At 31.9% G+C, this 19,445-nt stretch carries 17 protein-coding genes and 1 other RNA gene; 14 read left to right on the forward strand and 4 right to left on the reverse strand.

Going from position 1 to position 19,445, the window contains the following annotated elements:
* Positions 1-28 precede the first annotated feature (28 nt).
* Positions 29-868: a sulfurtransferase gene (locus P2G10_RS11335; RefSeq protein ID WP_275316674.1), complete on the forward strand. Its 840-nt coding sequence runs from the start codon at positions 29-31 to the stop codon at positions 866-868.
* A 20-nt stretch (positions 869-888) separates the two neighbouring features.
* Positions 889-1,125, forward strand: a complete 237-nt coding sequence (locus P2G10_RS11340) for a hypothetical protein (protein WP_275316675.1) — start codon at positions 889-891, stop codon at positions 1,123-1,125.
* A gap of 31 nt (positions 1,126-1,156) precedes the next feature.
* Here P2G10_RS11340 and P2G10_RS11345 read toward each other — a convergent pair whose 3' ends face one another.
* The 3 genes from P2G10_RS11345 to P2G10_RS11355 are packed head-to-tail and all read right to left on the reverse strand — an operon-like array spanning position 1,157 to position 2,983.
* On the reverse strand, positions 1,157-1,669 hold the full coding sequence (locus P2G10_RS11345; protein WP_275316676.1) for a DUF7935 family protein: 513 nt from the start codon (positions 1,667-1,669) through the stop codon (positions 1,157-1,159).
* A complete protein-coding gene (locus tag P2G10_RS11350; protein ID WP_275316677.1) occupies positions 1,659-2,372 on the reverse strand; it encodes a DUF3307 domain-containing protein in 714 nt (237 codons plus the stop codon). The genes P2G10_RS11345 and P2G10_RS11350 overlap by 11 nt, the downstream gene beginning before the upstream one ends.
* Positions 2,369-2,983 carry a transcriptional regulator gene (locus P2G10_RS11355; RefSeq protein ID WP_275316678.1) on the reverse strand — a complete coding sequence of 205 codons (615 nt, stop codon included), beginning with the start codon at positions 2,981-2,983 and terminating at the stop codon, positions 2,369-2,371. Before P2G10_RS11355 ends, P2G10_RS11350 begins: the two co-directional genes overlap by 4 nt.
* A gap of 220 nt (positions 2,984-3,203) precedes the next feature.
* On the opposite strand from P2G10_RS11355, the gene P2G10_RS11360 reads away from it, so the two are divergent.
* The 11 genes from P2G10_RS11360 to P2G10_RS11410 all read left to right on the forward strand — a co-directional run bounded on the left by P2G10_RS11360 (position 3,204) and on the right by P2G10_RS11410 (position 17,586).
* Positions 3,204-5,531: an ATP-dependent helicase gene (locus P2G10_RS11360; protein ID WP_218772646.1), complete on the forward strand. Its 2,328-nt coding sequence runs from the start codon at positions 3,204-3,206 to the stop codon at positions 5,529-5,531.
* Positions 5,532-5,581: 50 nt separating this feature from the next.
* Entirely contained in the window at positions 5,582-6,238 is a 657-nt protein-coding gene (locus P2G10_RS11365) for a DUF4290 domain-containing protein (protein ID WP_218772645.1), read from the forward strand.
* Positions 6,239-7,552, forward strand: a complete 1,314-nt coding sequence (murA, locus tag P2G10_RS11370) for a UDP-N-acetylglucosamine 1-carboxyvinyltransferase (protein ID WP_275316680.1) — start codon at positions 6,239-6,241, stop codon at positions 7,550-7,552.
* 84 nt (positions 7,553-7,636) lie between these two features.
* Positions 7,637-8,404: a heat-shock protein Hsp90 gene (locus P2G10_RS11375; protein WP_275316681.1), complete on the forward strand. Its 768-nt coding sequence runs from the start codon at positions 7,637-7,639 to the stop codon at positions 8,402-8,404.
* Between the two features lie 108 nt (positions 8,405-8,512).
* Positions 8,513-9,064, forward strand: a complete 552-nt coding sequence (locus P2G10_RS11380) for a nucleotide exchange factor GrpE (RefSeq protein WP_218772642.1) — start codon at positions 8,513-8,515, stop codon at positions 9,062-9,064.
* Between the two features lie 95 nt (positions 9,065-9,159).
* A complete protein-coding gene (gene dnaJ, locus P2G10_RS11385; protein ID WP_275316683.1) occupies positions 9,160-10,293 on the forward strand; it encodes a molecular chaperone DnaJ in 1,134 nt (377 codons plus the stop codon).
* 234 nt (positions 10,294-10,527) lie between these two features.
* An RNA gene (gene rnpB / locus P2G10_RS11390) (RNase P RNA component class A) lies at positions 10,528-10,836 on the forward strand.
* A 322-nt stretch (positions 10,837-11,158) separates the two neighbouring features.
* Entirely contained in the window at positions 11,159-13,936 is a 2,778-nt protein-coding gene (locus tag P2G10_RS11395) for a bifunctional aconitate hydratase 2/2-methylisocitrate dehydratase (protein WP_275316684.1), read from the forward strand.
* A gap of 183 nt (positions 13,937-14,119) precedes the next feature.
* The gene (locus tag P2G10_RS11400; protein WP_275316686.1) at positions 14,120-16,381 is read left to right on the forward strand and encodes an aconitate hydratase; all 2,262 of its coding nucleotides are present in this window, start codon (positions 14,120-14,122) and stop codon (positions 16,379-16,381) included.
* Positions 16,382-16,445: 64 nt separating this feature from the next.
* Positions 16,446-17,129: a peptidoglycan DD-metalloendopeptidase family protein gene (locus P2G10_RS11405; RefSeq protein ID WP_275316688.1), complete on the forward strand. Its 684-nt coding sequence runs from the start codon at positions 16,446-16,448 to the stop codon at positions 17,127-17,129.
* Positions 17,119-17,586, forward strand: a complete 468-nt coding sequence (locus P2G10_RS11410) for a DUF6495 family protein (RefSeq protein WP_275316689.1) — start codon at positions 17,119-17,121, stop codon at positions 17,584-17,586. Before P2G10_RS11405 ends, P2G10_RS11410 begins: the two co-directional genes overlap by 11 nt.
* Here the strand turns inward: P2G10_RS11410 and P2G10_RS11415 are convergent.
* The gene (locus P2G10_RS11415; protein ID WP_275316690.1) at positions 17,567-18,253 is read right to left on the reverse strand and encodes an SIR2 family NAD-dependent protein deacylase; all 687 of its coding nucleotides are present in this window, start codon (positions 18,251-18,253) and stop codon (positions 17,567-17,569) included. The two genes, P2G10_RS11410 and P2G10_RS11415, sit on opposite strands and share 20 nt — an antisense overlap.
* A 50-nt stretch (positions 18,254-18,303) precedes the next feature.
* On the opposite strand from P2G10_RS11415, the gene P2G10_RS11420 reads away from it, so the two are divergent.
* Complete coding sequence (locus tag P2G10_RS11420) at positions 18,304-18,978, forward strand: TrmH family RNA methyltransferase (RefSeq protein WP_275316691.1); 675 nt, start codon at positions 18,304-18,306, stop codon at positions 18,976-18,978.
* Positions 18,979-19,445: the final 467 nt, after the last annotated feature.

The following is a 19,445-nucleotide window of genomic DNA, read 5'->3' on the forward strand; positions in this document are numbered from 1 at the left end:
CTTTAAATTGATTTTAAAAAAGATATAAATGAAAATTACAATTCCGAGTCCGCTTGTTTCAGTTCATTGGTTATTTAAAAATATAAAAGCAGATAATTTAATTATTTTAGATGCAAGTATTGCCAAGGTAGGCACTCAAGAAAATAAAGTAGATAGTAAAGAGCAAATTATAAATTCAGTTTTGTTCGATTTAAAAAGTGTTTTCTTAAATAAAGAAGGTGAGTTTCCGAATACAATTCCGACAAAAGAGCATTTTGAAAAAGAGATTCAAAAACTGGGAGTTAATAAAGATAGTTGTATAATTATTTATGATGATTTAGGCGTGTATTCTTCACCTCGAGCTTGGTGGTTATTTAAACTGTTTGGTTTTGAAAACGTAGCTGTTTTAAACGGCGGATTACCTGCTTGGCAAGAAGCGGAATTTCCAATAGAAACTTATAAAAACAAACAACTATTAAAAGGTAATTTTAAGGCATATTTTAAAATTAACTACTTAAGCACTACTAAAGATGTATTGATAGCGTCAAAGAATAAGAAACATATTTTTGATGCGCGTTCTAAAGGACGCTTCGAAGCATCATTGCCAGAACCGAGAAAAAGTTTAAGAGGTGGTCATATTCCGAATTCTAAAAGTTTACCACATTCCGAATTACAGATTGATGGAAAGATGAAATCTAAAGAAAAATTGCAAGAAATTTTTTCAGTATTAAAACCGAAGAAAGAAGCTGTTATTTTTTCATGCGGATCAGGTATTACAGCCTGTATTTTAGCATTAGGAAATGAATTAGCAGGCAATACAAACTATTCCGTATATGATGGTTCATGGACGGAATGGGCGAGTACTTTAACCTTGCCAGTTGAGAAGTAATATTTTTTAAAAAATAAAAGATGAAAAAAAGATTATTTGCGTTTATGTTGTTGTTAGTTGCTGTTGAAACTTTCGCGCACGAAGGGTCGGGAGCTGTTATAAATAAAACAATCGTTAAAAACGGAATAGGTTTAGGAAGTGTTATCGCTGTTGTTATTTCTTGGGATAGAAACAAATCGATACTTTTTGCAATTATTCACGGAGCATTGAGTTGGTTGTATGTAATTTATTACTACTTTTTTATCAAAGAAGATTAAAAAAACCTCTATTTTAGTATAGGCTCTTTAGTTATATTAATTTCTTAACTTCTTGTTTTAAATATGCAATTGATGTTTGTGTTGGGTTCTCATTCTGAGCATAATCAATTAATATATTTTCGCGTAAATCTTTTGCCGTTTTTGCTGTTTCTGATGTTTTACGAAGCTTAGCGATGATTGTTAGTTTTGCAGCCACTATTGCTTTCCAACTATCTTCCGATACATATAATTGTTGTACCATATTATGCTCGTATTCTTGTTCGATATTAGCAATTAATAATTGCACATAACTGTTAGTATCTTCTCCAATAGGAATTACTCTTACCAATAATTTTGTAGGGTTTATGCGCTCGCAAAACAAAAGTAAGCGCTCGTAAGCTTGCAGTTTAATAGGTAAGCTTTCACGTTTTTTATCAACTAAAGCATTAAATTTTTTTTCGTTGTTATCTTGTTTAATAAATGCGCCTAATATAAAATAGGCTACAAAGCCTGTTACCATTGCTGGTAAAGCGTATGCGAATCCTTCAATAATTTTATCTTCCATAATGCGAATATACAAGTCCTGTTAAAATTGCCAATCCAAAACTTAATAAAGTTCCGATTAAAATGTATTCTGTTAGTTTTCTATCTTTAGCTGAAGTTAAATCTCCAAAACGGAAAATAGATTTTGCAGCTAATAAAAACCCAACACCTGCCCATTGTCCGATAACAATGAACGTAAATATTAATAAACGTTCTAAAATTCCGATATATTTTCCTGCTTTAGCCAAAGAGTCATCTTCTTTTTTAAATTCTTTTTCAGGACTCCATTGCGATATTATCGTTTGTATTATTATTGATGCAACAAAACTCACAAAAATCAAACAAGATATCAGTAAAAGTGCTTTTAGAGAAAAAAGAAAATCAATATTAAATCGATAAGGGAAATACGAATAAGTTACCAAGGCTAACATTAAAATATGTAAAAACTGATCTATAAAAAACAGCCAAGTTTTGTTCTTTTTATGCTGTAAATATAATTTACTTAAATCAATTAAATAGTGAGTTGTAGTTATAAGAAGTACACCCAAAATATATTTAAAACTAAAGCTGGTCATTATTAATAACAATAATAAATGAACAGTAATATGTAAGTATAGTTTTTTAGATTTAATCTTTTTTTTCTCTTTATTTTTCACCCATTTTTCTGATTGAAAAATAAAATCACCTAAAAAATGAGCAATTAGAAACTTTAAGAATAAGATCATGATAAAACTGTTTTTTGTTGAATTAATTCTCTGTATCTTTTTTCTAATTTGATAATAGCATCGTAGCCAGCGCGTTTTTGTCGTTCACTAATATTACTTTGTGTGATGCCTATTTTTTTTCCAATTTCACTTTGAGTTAATAACGGGTTTTCTATTGATAATTGAAATACTTCAGCTGAATTTTTTGTCCAACTATTCATAGTCAATAAAGCCAACTCTAAAGCTAAGTTAAGTTCTTCATTTAACGCTAACCAAGGAGTTTTTATTGCAATTAATTGTTTTTTCACCAAACTGTCAAAAACTTCACCTGAGTTAACATAAGCTTCTCCATTGGCTTCTGTAATATGTAAATTTTTAGAATCTTTACTGCCAATACCAATACCAATTCTAACATCAATATTATCTACCTGTTTTAGCTGAGCTTTTAATAAAAAAGCAACATAAAAAGCTTTCTCTACAGGCACTTCAAGTTGAAAACTATCGCCTCTAAAAATTTCCCAATCAATAGGTTGTTTTCCGAATTTATTAAGAATAGTTTTTAGCTTTTCTAGCCAAACGCTACTGTCGGATTTCCTAGATTTTACAATGTCTCCTGTTAAAATACTTGTCATTAATGTTTTTTATAAGTCTTAAAAATACTTAAATATTTATAATTGACCAAAAATATCTGTAAATAAGCAGATATTGTTATTTATTTGCTCTAAAGCAAATATGTTGTTTTATCCGCTTTTAAGGAAATAAAAATTGTGAATAAAAAAAAGGTTACATTCTTTATATAACCTAAAAGAATGGTTAAATTTCCGATTTAAAAATTATTTCAAATTTTTTCTATTGAATACTTACTTAGAGCAACTTAACGAACCACAAAGAGCAGCCGTTTTACAAAAAGATGGCCCAATGATAATTATCGCAGGAGCCGGATCGGGTAAAACCAGAGTTTTAACCTATCGAATAGCGCATTTAATGAAAGAAGGAGTAGATTCTTTTAATATTTTATCGCTAACCTTTACAAATAAGGCAGCTCGTGAAATGAAAGAGCGTATTGGAGGTGTTGTTGGTTACAGCGAAGCAAAGAATTTATGGATGGGAACTTTTCACTCTGTTTTTTCTCGTATTTTACGATCAGAAGCAGATCGTTTAGGCTATCCTTCTAACTTTACAATTTACGATACACAAGATTCTGTTAGGTTGATTTCTACGATCATTAGAGAAATGAAATTAGATAAAGATCGCTACAAACCAAAGCAGATTTTAAGCAGAATTTCATCGTTTAAAAATAGCTTAATAACTGTTAGAGCATATTTTAATAATTCAGATTTACAAGAGGCAGATCTAGAAGCAAGCAGGCCAAAAGTAGGTGAAATTTATAAAGCTTATGTAGAAAGATGCTTTAAGGCAGGAGCAATGGATTTTGATGATTTGTTGTTAAGAACCAATGAATTACTAACTCGTTTTCCTGAAGTTTTAGCAAAGTACCAAAGTCGTTTTAAATATATAATGGTTGATGAGTATCAGGATACAAATCACTCACAATATTTAATTGTTAGAGCATTAGCAGATCGTTTTCAGAATATTTGTGTAGTTGGTGATGATTCGCAAAGTATTTATAGTTTCCGTGGAGCAAACATAAACAACATCTTGAATTTTCAAAAAGATTATCCGGATGTTAAGACTTTTAAATTAGAGCAAAATTACCGATCAACAAGTAATATTGTTGAAGCTGCCAATAGTGTAATTGATAAAAATAAAACGAAGTTAGATAAGGAAGTTTGGACAGCAAATGACCCTGGAGAAAGCATTAAAGTAATGCGAACAATTTCTGACGGAGAAGAAGGGCGTTTCGTAGCGCAATCTATTTGGGAAAACAAAATGAATCATCAATTAACAAGTGATTCTTTTGCTATTTTATATCGTACCAATGCACAATCTAGAGCAATGGAAGATGCTTTGCGAAAAAAAGATATTAAGTACAAGATTTACGGAGGTATTTCATTTTATCAACGTAAAGAAATAAAAGATTTATTATCGTATTTACGTATGCTAATAAATCCGAATGATGAAGAAGCTTTAAAGAGAATTATTAATTATCCAGCACGAGGAATTGGTGCTACAACGATTGATAAATTAGCGATAGCAGCAAATCACTATAAAAAATCAATTTTCGATATTTTATTAAATTTAGATAAAGTTGATTTAAAAATAAATTCAGGTACCAAAACCAAGCTAGCTAATTTTACTAGAATGATTCAGCGTTTTCAAATAGACGCTCAAAAGATGAATGCTTTCGAAATTGCCGATTTGGTAGTAAAGCAAACACAATTAGTAAAAGATTTACAAAAAGATGGTACACCAGAAGGTGTAAATAAAGTTGAAAACGTTCAGGAATTATTAAACGGAATAAAAGACTTTATAACAGATAGAATTGAAACAGGCGAAGATGCTTCATTACCTATTTTCTTAGAAGATGTAGCCTTAGCAACAGATTTTGATAGTGAAAGTGACGATACACCAATGGTTTCATTAATGACCATACACTTATCAAAAGGATTAGAATATCAATATGTATACATTGTTGGTTTAGAAGAAGGTTTGTTTCCTTCTGGAATGAGCATGAATACACGTAGTGAGCTAGAAGAAGAGCGTCGTTTATTTTATGTAGCCTTAACACGAGCAGAAAAAGTAGCTTACTTAACGTATGCACAAACACGTTACCGCTGGGGAAAATTAACAGACGGTGAACCAAGTCGTTTCTTAGAAGAAATTGATGATAAATTTGTAGAGCATTTAGCACCTAAAGTGCCAGTAGCATTAGCGAATAGGTTTATTGATGCAAGTATGTTTGATGATGATACTCCTAAGAATATCCGTTTTCAAAAACCAATTCAAAAACAACGAAAAGAGTTTTTAGCAAAAAAAGAAAAACCAAATATTATACCGCCAAAAAGTAAAATGAAAAAGGTATCAGATGTTAGTTCTGCAATCAATTTATTTGATGGTGAAATAGTGGTTGGTAATTTTGTAGAACACAACCGTTTTGGAACAGGTGAGGTAGTTGCTTTAGAAGGGAAAGGACCCAATAAAAAGGCAGAAATTAAGTTTGGTACCGTAGGGAAAAAGAAATTATTATTGCAATTCGCAAAATTAAAGGTAATCGGATAACTATGTAATTCGCAATAATTACCTATTTTGCATATATAAAATATAGAGAAATGACGTTTGATTTAGAGTACAATTCAGAAAGAGACCACTTAATAATTCCGGAATACGGAAGACATATACAAAAATTAATAAATCACTGCATCGCTTTAGAAACAAAAGAGGAAAGAAATACAATGGCAAAAGCGATTGTAGATGTAATGGGAAATTTACAGCCTCATTTACGTGATGTGCCAGATTTTAAGCACAAACTTTGGGATCAGTTACATATAATTGCTGATTTTAAATTAGATGCAGATTCACCATACGAAACTCCATCTAAAGAAGAATTGACAGAGAAGCCAGAAAAGATGGATTATCCAAAATCTGCTTCAAGATACCGTTATTACGGTAACAATATTCAAACCATGATAAATATTGCATTGACTTGGGAAGAAGGTGAAAAAAGAGAAGCATTGGTTTTTACGATTGCTAATCACATGAAAAAATGCTATTTAAATTGGAATAAAGATACCGTTGATGATGTTGTTATTTTTAACCATTTATATAATTTATCAGATAAAAAAATCGATTTAAGAGAAACTAATGAGAGGTTAGCAGAAAGTAAAAATTTATTAAGAAAACGTACTACACAGCAAGGTAAGACAAGTCATAAAAGTTCTTCTAAAGGAAAAACGAATTACAGTAATAATAAACACAGAAAAAAATAAATGGCATCATTTAAAATTGAAGGAGGTCACAAACTTAGCGGAGTAATAACACCTCAAGGAGCAAAAAACGAAGCATTACAAATTATATGTGCAGTATTATTAACTGCCGAAAAAGTAGTAATTAATAATATTCCTGATATTATTGATGTAAATAAACTAATTTTTATTTTAGGAGAATTAGGAGTTAAAATAGAAAAGTTAGGAAGTAATTCATATAGTTTTCAGGCAGATAATATTAATCTACAATATTTAGAATCACCTGAATTTAAAAGAGACGGAAGTTCATTAAGAGGATCAATAATGATTGTTGGTCCGTTATTAGCGCGTTTCGGAAAAGGATATATTCCACGTCCGGGAGGTGATAAAATTGGGCGTCGTCGTTTAGATACACACTTCGAAGGTTTTATTAACCTTGGGGCTAAATTTCGTTACAATAAAGAAGAATACTTTTACGGTGTTGAAGCAGAAGATGGATTGGTTGGTACCGATATGCTTTTAGACGAAGCTTCGGTAACAGGAACTGCTAATATTATTATGGCAGCAGTTTTGGCCAAAGGAACTACCACAATATACAATGCAGCTTGTGAGCCATATATTCAACAATTATCTAAAATGTTGAATTCTATGGGCGCTAAAATTACAGGAGTAGGCTCTAATTTATTAACTATTGAAGGAGTAACTTCTTTAGGAGGATGCGAGCATAGAGTGTTACCTGATATGATTGAAATTGGTAGTTGGATTGGTGTGGCAGCAATGACACGATCTGAATTAACCATAAAAGATGTTAGTTGGAAAAACCTAGGACAAATACCAAGTGTATTTGGTAAGTTAGGAATTAAATTAGAGAAAAAAGGAGACGATATTTACATTCCGGCACAAGATAGTTATGAGATTCAGAATTATATTGATGGATCTGTTTTAACAGTTGCAGATGCACCTTGGCCAGGATTTACACCAGATTTGTTAAGTATTGTATTAGTTATTGCAACACAGGCAAAAGGAACGGTATTAATCCACCAAAAGATGTTTGAAAGTCGTTTGTTTTTTGTTGATAAATTGATTGATATGGGCGCAAAAGTAATTTTATGTGATCCGCATAGAGCAACTGTAATTGGTCATGATTTTAAATCGATGTTAAAAGCAACAAAAATGACTTCGCCAGATATTCGCGCAGGAATCTCTTTATTAATAGCAGCTTTATCAGCAAAAGGAACCAGTATTATTAATAATATTGAACAAATTGATAGAGGATACGAAAATATAGAAGCACGTTTAAAATCTATCGGAGCCAAAATTGAAAGAATAGAAGATTAAAATTTATTTATAACAAGTATTCAATTAACTGTAAGTAATATTTAAGGCTACGACTACAAATCAAAACATATTAATTATAATATTATGAAAACATTATTTTCTTTAGCTTTAGTATTTAGTCTATTTTTAAATGCATCAGCTCAAATAATATCAGCTAAGGAGTTTACAAGTTCAATAGAGAAAAAACATCAAAAAGAGGTGTTTATGAAAAAGAAATATATTTCTTTTGATATAGATATTAAATTTGGTGGAGCAGAACATTTATTAGGTAAAATAACGCAAGAAACAGGAGGCGGTAAAATAAAAATAGAAAAGAAAGACGGTTCAATAATAATTTTTGACGGAACTAACGTTTACGTAAAAGGTATTGCTGAAAAATTACATGAAGGAGCGCGTTTTGATATTTTTACATGGTCTTACTTTTTAGGATTACCATATAAATTAAATGATAAAGGAACAATTTGGTCTGATTTAGATAAAAATAAATGGGGGCAGGTTGATTTAGAAACAGCAAAACTATCTTTTTCTTCAGGAACAGGAGATGCACCAGATGATTGGTATATAATCTATAAAAATTCTAAATCAAGTATATTAGAAGGAGCAGCTTATATTGTTAGTTATGGAAAAGGCAAAGAAAAAGCAGAAAAGGAACCACATGCTATTAAGTACAATTCATACACAGTTATTGATGGTGCTCTTATCCCTAAAAATTGGACATTTCATATGTGGTCTTTAGAGGATGGATATAAAAATAAAATAGGTGAAGTACAATTATCGAATGTGATTTTTACAGAACAGGCCGATTTTAGTAAGCCAAAAGGTAGTGTTGTGGTAAATGCACCAAAACTATAAAAGTTAAAGTGAAAATATAAAATAAAAATCGTGTCAACATGACACGATTTTTTTATTGGCAATATTATTGATAAAAGTATGCTGAAGAATTTAAAGAGACGATTTACAATGAGTAAAGATCAATATACAAAAGAAGACGAATTAAAAGATGCTATAGATAAAGCACCTTTAGAGGAAACGCCACAAGTAGAGGAAGTTGTAGAGAAGGAAGAACCAACTACTGAGGAGTTATTAGCAACTGAAAAAGATAAACATTTACGTTTGTTTGCTGAGTTCGAAAACTATAAAAAGCGTACTTCTAAAGAACGTGTAGAGCTTTATAAAACTGCGGGACAGGAAGTAATGACAGTTTTACTGCCAATTTTAGATGATTTTGAGCGTGCTTTGACACATGCTGATGATGACAAAGAAGCAGAAGAATTACGCAAAGGAGTATTGTTAATTTATCAAAAGTTAACAAAAACTTTAGAGCAAAAAGGTTTAACAGCTATTGAAGTAAAGCAAGGAGATGTCTTTGATGCAGAAGTGCACCAAGCAATTACGCAAATACCAGCACCTTCAGAAGATTTAAAAGGAAAAATTATTGACTGTATAGAAACAGGTTATAAGTTAGGAGATAAAATTATTCGTCACCCAAAAGTGGTGGTAGGACAAGCATAAAAATGATTTTAATATCAAAGCAATAGCTTTGTGCATGTATAAGAATAATTTTTAAAAATTGCTTTATTTAATAAGCAATTCTAGAATAGAATAAAATGGCAAAACAAGATTACTACGAAGTATTAGGCATTTCAAAATCGGCGTCGCAAGCAGATATAAAAAAAGGATATCGTAAAATGGCGATAAAATATCATCCAGATAAAAACCCGGATGACAAAACAGCCGAAGAAAAATTTAAACTATGTGCCGAGGCTTATGAAATATTAAGTGATGACAATAAAAAAGCACGTTACGACCAATATGGTCATGCAGCTTTTGATGGTCCACAAGGTGGCGGTGGCGGCTTTGGCGGCGGCGGAATGGATATGGATGATATATTCAGTCAATTCGGAGATATCTTCGGTGGTGGCGGAGGCGGCTTTGGTGGTTTCGGCGGCGGCAGAGGGCAACGACAAGCCAGAGTTAAAGGGTCTAATATGCGAATTCGAGTAAAACTTACTTTAGAAGAGATCGCAAACGGAGTAGAGAAGAAGGTAAAGGTTCGTAGAAAAGTTCAGGCAGACGGTGTTACTTATAAAACATGTACAACATGTAATGGTAGTGGACAGCAAATGCGAGTTACCAATACTATTTTAGGTAGAATGCAAACAGCAACTACTTGTGGTACATGTCAAGGAGCAGGAGAAATGCTTAACAGTAAACCAAGCGGATCAGATGCGCAAGGTTTAATTGTTAAAGAAGAAACTGTTTCAATAAATATTCCAGAAGGAGTTACAGAAGGAGTTCAATTAAAAGTAGGAGGAAAAGGAAATGAAGCGCCAGGTAAAAACTCTATTCCAGGTGATTTATTAGTTTTAATAGAAGAGATTCAACACGAAACATTAAAGCGAGAGGGAAGTAATATTCATTACGATTTATATATTAATTTTTCTGAAGCAGTTTTAGGAGTTTCTAAAGAAGTTGAAACAGTAACAGGGAAAGTAAAAATAAAGATTGATGCAGGAACTCAATCAGGTAAAATATTAAGGTTAAAAGGAAAAGGTTTACCAAGCATTGAGCGTTATGGTACAGGTGATTTCTTAATACATATTAATGTTTGGACACCACAAGAATTAACAAAAGAACAGCGTGGTTTCTTTGACAAAATGGTAACCGATAAAAATTTTAGCCCAAGACCGCAAAAATCAGATAAATCATTTTTTGACAAAGTAAAAGATATGTTCTCTTAAACCTATTTTTTCGTTGTATAATTAAAAAAACCACTCAAATTTTGAGTGGTTTTTTTGTAAAAATTAAAACTATGTTAATTTTTATGTAAAATATTTTTTTTAATTAAAAAAACTGCACTATATTTGTAGTCGTTTAGAAGACGTTCTAAACACTTTTTCTTTTTCATAGCAATTTTCCCACTCAATTTATTGAGTGGGTTTTTTTATGAAAATAGCAAATTTTATAAAAATATTGAAGCAGACCATCTTATCGACTTGTATTTAGTATAAGTAGGAAAGTCTGGACACCAAAGAGTAGCATAGCGGATAACACCCGTCCGGTGAAAACCGAGGACAAGTGCAGCAGAAAGTATGTACAGGTAAGGCTGTAGTGAAACCAGGTAAACTCTATGCGGTGCAATGTCATGTACATTAGAGCTCGAGCGCTACTCGCGCGATTCTAAGGGGTAGGCAGATTGATTTTACGAGTAATTGTAAAACTAGAGAAATGATAAGAGCCTTATTTATAAGGAACAGAATCCAGCTTATAGGTCTGCTTTTTTATTTTTATTAATTATAACCATTGATTTACTAATTTCTCAATGGCTTTAAATTGTTAATTTGATAATATATTAACATTTTAAGTCTTTTTTATTGTTGATTTATTTTTTTTTAAAATATAAATTATTATTTGCTTAGTAATTCACCTAGTTATGTGTTTATTTTTTAAAATTGAGATGAAAGCAGTACTTTTGCTCAACTAAAATTGCACAATTTTACTTTTAATATTTATATAATTAAGAGTGTTTGTATAAAACTCCAAAAGAGAATAAATACAATTAAAAGATTGTAATTAGGTGTTTAATGTTTTAAAAAAACCTTTAGAATGAGTATTTATATAGAGTATATAAAAGAGATAGAAGAGAGAAAAAAACAAGGGCTTCATCCAAAACCAATCGACGGTGCAGAATTGGTAGGTAAAATAATTGATCAAATTAAAGATGTAAATAATGAGTTTAGAGAAGATTCTCTTAACTTTTTTATATATAACGTTTTACCAGGTACTACAAGTGCTGCTAGTGTAAAGGCTAAATTTTTAAAAGAAATTATTTTAGGAGAATCTGTAGTTGAAGAAATTTCAACAGCTTTTGCTTTCGAACAGTTATCTCATATGAAAGGTGGACCTTCTGTAGAAGTTTTATTAGATTTAGCTTTAGGAAATGATGTAGTTTTGGCAAAACAAGCTTCTGATGTGTTAAAAACACAAGTGTTTTTATATGAGGCAGATACTGCTCGTATAGAAGAGGCTTTTAAACTAGGAAACACTATTGCAAAAGAGCTTATTGAAAGCTATGCAAAAGCAGAGTTTTTTACAAAATTACCAGAAATAGATGAAAAAATAGAGGTTGTAACTTTTATCGCAGGAGTAGGTGATATCTCAACAGATTTATTATCTCCAGGTGGTGATGCACACTCGCGTTCAGATCGTGAATTACACGGTCAGTGTTTATTTGAACATAACATAGAACAACAGAACGAATTAAAAGCAGTACAAGCACAACATCCTGATAAAAGGGTGATGTTAATTGCAGAAAAAGGAACAATGGGAGTTGGATCATCAAGAATGTCTGGTGTAAACAACGTAGCATTATGGACAGGTATTAAATCGAGTCCTTATGTACCATTTATAAATATTGCTCCGGCAATTGCGGGAACAAACGGAATTTCTCCTATCTTTTTAACAACTGTTGGTGTAACTGGCGGTATTGGTTTAGACCTTAAAAACTGGGTACAACAAAAAGATGCAGAAGGAAACACAATTCGTGATGAAAACGGAGACCCTGTATTAAAAGAAGAATATTCTGTTGCAACAGGAACCGTACTTACTATTAATACAAAAGAGAAAAAATTATACAACGGCGATAAAGAGTTAAAAGATATTTCTGCTGCATTTACACCACAAAAAATGGAGTTTATGAAAGCAGGTGGTTCTTATGCTGTTGTTTTTGGTAAAAAATTACAAACGTTTGCTTCAAAAGTATTAAACATTGATGTTATACCTGTTTATGCGCCATCAAAAGAGATTTCTATAGAAGGACAAGGTTTAACAGCTGTTGAAAAAATATTCAATAAGAATGCAGTAGGAACTACACCAGGTAAAACATTACATGCAGGATCTGATGTTCGTGTAGAAGTTAATATTGTAGGGTCGCAAGATACTACAGGTTTAATGACTTCTCAAGAATTAGAGATGATGGCTGCAACGACTATTTCTCCAATTGTAGATGGCGCTTACCAATCTGGTTGTCATACGGCTTCAGTTTGGGATGATAAATCGAAAGCAAACATACCAAGATTAATGAGTTTCATGAACGACTTTGGTTTAATTACTGGTCGTGATCCTAAAGGAAAATATTTTCCTATGACGGATGTTATTCATAAAGTATTAAATGATATTACAGTTGGTGATTGGGACATTATTATTGGTGGAGATTCTCACACACGTATGTCTAAAGGTGTTGCATTCGGAGCCGATTCAGGAACAGTTGCCTTAGCATTAGCTACAGGTGAAGCCTCAATGCCAATTCCACAGTCTGTAAAAGTTACTTTTAAAGGACAAATGAAATCTTATATGGATTTCCGTGATGTAGTTCATGCTACACAAGCTCAAATGTTAAAGCAGTTTGGTGGTGAAAATGTTTTCCAAGGAAGAATCATTGAGGTTCATATTGGAACATTAACTGCTGATGAAGCTTTTACATTTACAGATTGGACAGCAGAGATGAAAGCAAAAGCATCTATCTGTATCTCTGAAGATGATACTTTAATTGAATCATTAGAGATAGCAAAAGGTCGTATCCAAATCATGATTGATAAAGGAATGGACAATGCAAAGCAAGTGCTTAAAGGCCTTGTTGATAAAGCAGAAACTAGAATTGTAGAGCTTAAAACAGGTATTAAACCATCTTTAAGACCAGATGCAAACGCAAAGTATCATGCAGAGGTAGTTATCGATTTAGATGAAATAGCTGAACCAATGATTGCGGATCCTGATGTTAATAACGATGATGTTTCTAAGCGTTATACACACGATAATATTAGACCATTATCATTTTACGGTGGAACTAAAAAAGTAGATTTAGGGTTTGTAGGTTCTTGTATGGTTCACAAAGGTGATATGAAAATATTAGCTCAAATGTTGAAAAATGTAGAAGCGCAACATGGTAAAGTAGAATTTAAAGCACCTTTAATAGTTGCACCTCCTACTTACAATATTGTTGATGAGTTAAAAGCAGAAGGAGACTGGGAAGTATTGCAAAAATACTCAGGTTTTGAATTCGACGATAACGCACCAAAAGGAGTAGCACGTACAGGATATGAAAACATGTTGTATTTAGAGCGTCCTGGTTGTAACCTATGTATGGGTAACCAAGAAAAAGCAGCTCCTGGAGATACAGTTATGGCAACATCAACACGTTTATTTCAAGGTAGAGTTGTAAAAGATTCAGGAGAGAAGAAAGGAGAATCTTTATTATCATCAACTCCAGTAGTAGTTTTATCTACAATTTTAGGAAGAACTCCAACTATGGCAGAATATGAAGCAGCTGTGGATGGTATTGTTCTAACTAAGTTTAAACCTTCTACAAAGCAGTTAGTTAGATAAATATAAACTTATTATATATTGTTAAAAGCCTGAATTATATATTCAGGCTTTTTTTTGTGCCTTAGTTAAAATGTTAAAAGATATATAAAAAACTTATTTTAGAATCAATCTATAATATGATAACTACTTTTAAATTGATGCTGTATTTTGTATATTACAACAATAAATTTTTAAAAAAAAAGTATGGCATTTGATATAGAAATGATAAAGAAGGTTTATGACACAATGGCTGAACGTGTAGAAAAAGCTAAAGAAATTGTAGGAAAACCGTTAACACTTTCAGAAAAGATTTTATACGCTCACCTTTGGGATGAAACTTCTAACAAAGCATTTCAAAGAGGTAAAGACTATGTCAATTTTGCACCAGATAGAATTGCGTGTCAAGATGCTACAGCACAAATGGCTTTATTACAATTTATGCAAGCCGGAAAACCAAAAGTAGCTGTACCAACAACAGTACATTGTGATCATTTGATTCAAGCAAAACAAGGAGCTGCAGTAGATTTAAAACGCGCAAACAAAACAAGTAGTGAAGTTTTTGATTTCTTAGCATCAGTTTCTAATAAATATGGTATTGGTTTTTGGAAACCAGGAGCAGGAATTATTCATCAAGTTGTTTTAGAAAATTATGCCTTTCCAGGAGGTATGATGATTGGTACTGATTCTCACACCGTAAATGCAGGTGGTTTAGGAATGGTAGCAATTGGTGTAGGTGGAGCAGATGCAGTTGATGTAATGGCAGGAATGGCTTGGGAACTTAAATTCCCGAAACTTATAGGAGTAAAATTAACAGGTAGCTTAAATGGATGGACGTCTGCTAAAGATGTTATTCTTAAAGTAGCTGGTATTCTAACTGTAAAAGGAGGTACAGGAGCTATAGTTGAATATTTTGGAGAAGGAGCAAGGAACTTATCTTGTACCGGAAAAGGAACCATTTGTAATATGGGAGCAGAGATTGGTGCTACGACTTCTACTTTTGGTTATGATAAATCAATGGAGCGTTATTTACGTGCTACCGATAGAAGTGATGTTGCCGATGAAGCGAACAAAGTAAAAGAATATTTAACAGGTGATAAAGAAGTATATGCAAATCCAGAAGAATATTTTGACCAAGTTATTGAAATTGATTTAAGTACGCTACGTCCACATTTAAACGGACCTTTTACACCAGATTTAGCAACACCTGTTGGTGAGTTAGGAGCAAAAGCAAAAGAGAATGGTTGGCCAATTAAAGTAGATTGGGGACTTATAGGTTCTTGTACAAATTCTTCTTATGAAGATTTAACGAGAGCTGCATCCATCGCAAAACAAGCGGTAGATAAAAAGATTAAACCGAAATCTGATTTTGGAATCAACCCTGGTTCAGAGCAAATTCGTTTTACTGCTGAACGTGATGGCGTTTTAAAAATATTTGAAGATTTAGATGCTACTATTTTTACGAATGCCTGTGGACCATGTATTGGGCAATGGGACAGAAGTGATAGAAAAGGCGAAGAAAAAAATACAATTGTACATTCATTTAATAGAAACTTTTCTAAGCGTGCAGACGGAAACCCAAATACACATGCATTTGTAGGATCACCAGAAATGGTTGCTGCTATTGCAATTTCAGGTCGTTTAGATTTCGATCCAATGAATGATACTTTGATTAATGAAGATGGTGAAGAAATAAAATTAGATGAACCAAAAGGTATTGAGTTGCCTCCTTTAGGATTTGATGTTATAGATTCTGGTTATGAAGAACCTTTAAAAGATGGAAGTGCTGTGAAAATTTCAGTGAATCCGAACTCTGAACGTTTACAGTTATTAACACCTTTTAAACCTTTAGGAAATAATATAAAAGGGGCTAAACTTTTAATAAAGGCATTTGGTAAATGTACTACAGATCATATTTCTATGGCAGGGCCATGGTTACGTTACCGTGGACATTTAGATAATATTTCTAACAACTGCTTAATTGGTGCCGTAAACGCTTTTGGTAAGAAAACAAATTTTGTTAAAAATCAATTAACAGGAGAATTTGGTGGTGTACCAGATGTAGCTAGAGCATACAAAGCAGCAGGAATAGAATCTATTGTAGTAGGAGATCATAATTACGGTGAAGGTTCATCAAGAGAACACGCAGCTATGGAGCCACGTCATTTAGGTGTTGCAGCGGTTATTGTAAAATCTTTTGCGCGTATTCATGAAACCAATCTTAAAAAACAAGGAATGTTAGGTTTAACGTTTGCTATTGAATCTGATTATGATTTAATTCAAGAAGATGACATTTTTAATTTTGTTGATTTAAAAGATTTTGCACCTAATAAACCTTTAACGATTGAAGTTGTTCATGCTGATGGTTCTAAAGATGTAGTTATGGCAAATCATACGTACAATCAAGGGCAAATAGAATGGTATAATGAAGGTTCTGCTTTAAACTTAATTAAAAAGCAAAACGCTTAGAGTAGGCCTAACTAATAATATAAAAGAACTCCAGATTTTATCTGGAGTTTTTTATTTTTGTCAAATGATACAAGCACTCAAAAATATTTCAAAAAAACCATTATTTGTAATTGATAAAGAAATACCAATTACCAAATATATTCCTATCTCAATAGCGAGCTCAAATAAAGATTTAACCTTTGATGTTGCTTCTTCAGATGAATGGGAAGTTTATATCAATAATTATCTTAAAGAAAATGATAAAGAAGTTGCTTTTGGAGGATATTTAGAGACTAGAGATATTTACAATAGAAGTGAATATTTTAATAAACAATCCAAAGAAAATCAGCGAAATATTCATTTAGGTATCGATTTATGGTGCGATGCTAATACTGCTGTTTTAGCGGTTTTAGATGGTGAAATACATAGTTTTAAAAATAACACAAATCACGGTGATTACGGACCAACAATGATTTTAAAACACACTGTTGACAATCGTTTTTTTTATTCGCTTTATGGTCATTTATCACAAGATTCACTCAACAATATAAATATCGGAGATAAAGTATCACAAGGTGGAAAAATAGCAGAATTAGGTGATAACTCAGTAAATGGTGATTATGCTCCTCATTTACATTTTCAACTGATAATCGATATGGAAGGTAACCTAGGTGACTATCCGGGAGTTTCATCTATAAAAACGTTAGACTTTTATAAAAATAATTGTCCAAACCCTAATTTATTATTAAAATTGCCAAATGAAGTATAGACAACTTACCAAAGAACAATTTGAAGGATTGCATGAAGAATTCGCTCGTTTTTTAGCCTCTCAAAGCATTGATGCTAAAGAGTGGAAAGAATTAAAAGAAGAGAAACCTAAAGTGGCTGAGGATGAAATGAATGTTTTTAGTGATGTTGTTTGGGATGACGTGCTTACTAAAACAAGACATTTAGAACATTTTTCCCAAAAAGTGGTAAACTTATTTAAATGTGATGAAGAAGAAATTCATCGTATTGTTATTAAAATTGATAAAGAAATAAATTTATTAGAGCAAGAAGGTTTTGAATGGTTGATGAAAAACCCTAATGACGAAAAAATAGAATTTTTTACTGGAAGTAAAAAGTATGATAAAGAAAGAAATATAGAGGTTTTCGATTTAATAGAAAAAGGGAGTTCAATTTCTAAAGGCGAGCTATTTACATATTTTAACAAGCTAACATCGTAAGTAATTTTTCGGTTCCTAAACTAGCAACGTCTTTAATAATTGTTAAATTACTAAAGGCGTTTTTGTTTACAACAGGTTTTGGATCTATAAAATAAATAGGTGTTTTATCTGAGATATAATCAATCAAACTAGCCGCAGGATATACTTGCATTGAAGTTCCAATTATTACTAAAATATCAGCTTTTAATGTAATTTCAATTGCTTTGTCAAGCATTGGCACATCTTCACCAAACCAAACAATATGCGGTCTTAATTGCGATTTTTCTTCACATAAATCACCTAAAACAATATCTGTTGTACAGTTATAAATTAAACTTGGATTAGCCGTACTTCTTGCTTTTAATAATTCGCCGTGTAAATGTAAAACGTTTTTGCTTTTGGCGCGTTCATGCAAATCGTCTACATTCTGAGTAATAATATCAACATGGTAATTTTTTTCTAGTTTAGCGAGATTATAATGAGCTTCATTAGGAGAAACATTTAGTAATTGTCTTCTTCGTTGATTGTAAAAATCGAGTACTAATTCAGGGTTTTTATAAAAACCTTCAGGTGTGGCAACTTCATAAATATCATGACCTTCCCATAAACCATCAGCATCTCTAAAAGTTTTTATTCCGCTTTCGGCACTAATTCCAGCACCTGTTAATATTACTACTCGTTTTTTCATCAGTAAAATTTTTACTCCTTAAAAATATGAAATTTTAGTATGTTTGTACTATGATTGACGAAGGATTATTTGCATATTTAGAAGGTTTTATTACGGATAAAAGAAAAGAAACATTTAATAGGGTGTTAAATGAGCGAACACGACATTTTACAGTTGTTTTAGAAGATATTTACCAACCTCATAATGCAAGTGCGGTGGTGAGAAGTTGCGATATTTTTGGAGTACAAGATGTGTATGCGATTGAAAATAGGTTTACCAATAAAGTTTCTCGTCATGTGGCAAAAGGAAGTCAGAAATGGTTAAATATTAACCGTTTTAAAGAAGATGGCGATAATACCAAAGCTTGTTTAGAAGATTTACGAGCGAAAGGATATCAGATAATTGGTACTACGCCGCATACCGATTCGTGTGTTTTGGCTGATTTTGATGTTACTAAAAAATCTGCTTTTGTTTTTGGAGCCGAAAAAGACGGAATTTCAGATTATATTAAACAAGAAGCTGACGGATTTTTAAAAATACCGATGGTTGGTTTTACCGAAAGTTTAAATATATCGGTTGCAGCAGCAATTACTTTAAATGAGGTAACTTCTCGTTTAAAGAAGACAAATATCGATTGGCAATTAAGTGATGCAGAAAAGAAAGAGTTGTATTTTGAATGGATAAAAAACACCATTAAAAACCCTGATAAGTTAATTGAATATTATCAGAAAGAACTTAGTAAATAAATACATCCGTTAACCTATTTTTTTTTCAGTTTCTTATAATAGAGTGTACGTCATTGCGAATAAAATGAAGCAATCTTATTGTAAGAGATTACTTCGTTCATTCTTCACTCGTAATGACGTTTAAGGAATAAGTTTAATGTTTTAATGCTTTGTCATTGCGAATAAAATGAAGCAATCTTATTAAAAGAAGTAAGAGATTACTTCGTTCATTCTTCACTCGTAATGACGTTAAATAGTAAGTTTAGTGTTTTTATGTTTCGTTATTGCAAATAAAATGAAGCAATTTTACTATTGAGAGAAGAGATTACTTCGTTCGTTTTTCACTCGTAATGAAGTTAAATAGTATATTTAGTGTTCTAATGTTTTGTCATTGCGAATAAAATGAAGCAATCTTATTTTAAGAAGTAAGAGGTTACTTCGTTCGTTTTTCACTCGTAATGAAGTTAAATAGTATATTTAGTGTTCTA

The organism is Tenacibaculum bernardetii, assembly GCF_029125915.1.
Taxonomy (GTDB): domain Bacteria; phylum Bacteroidota; class Bacteroidia; order Flavobacteriales; family Flavobacteriaceae; genus Polaribacter; species Polaribacter bernardetii.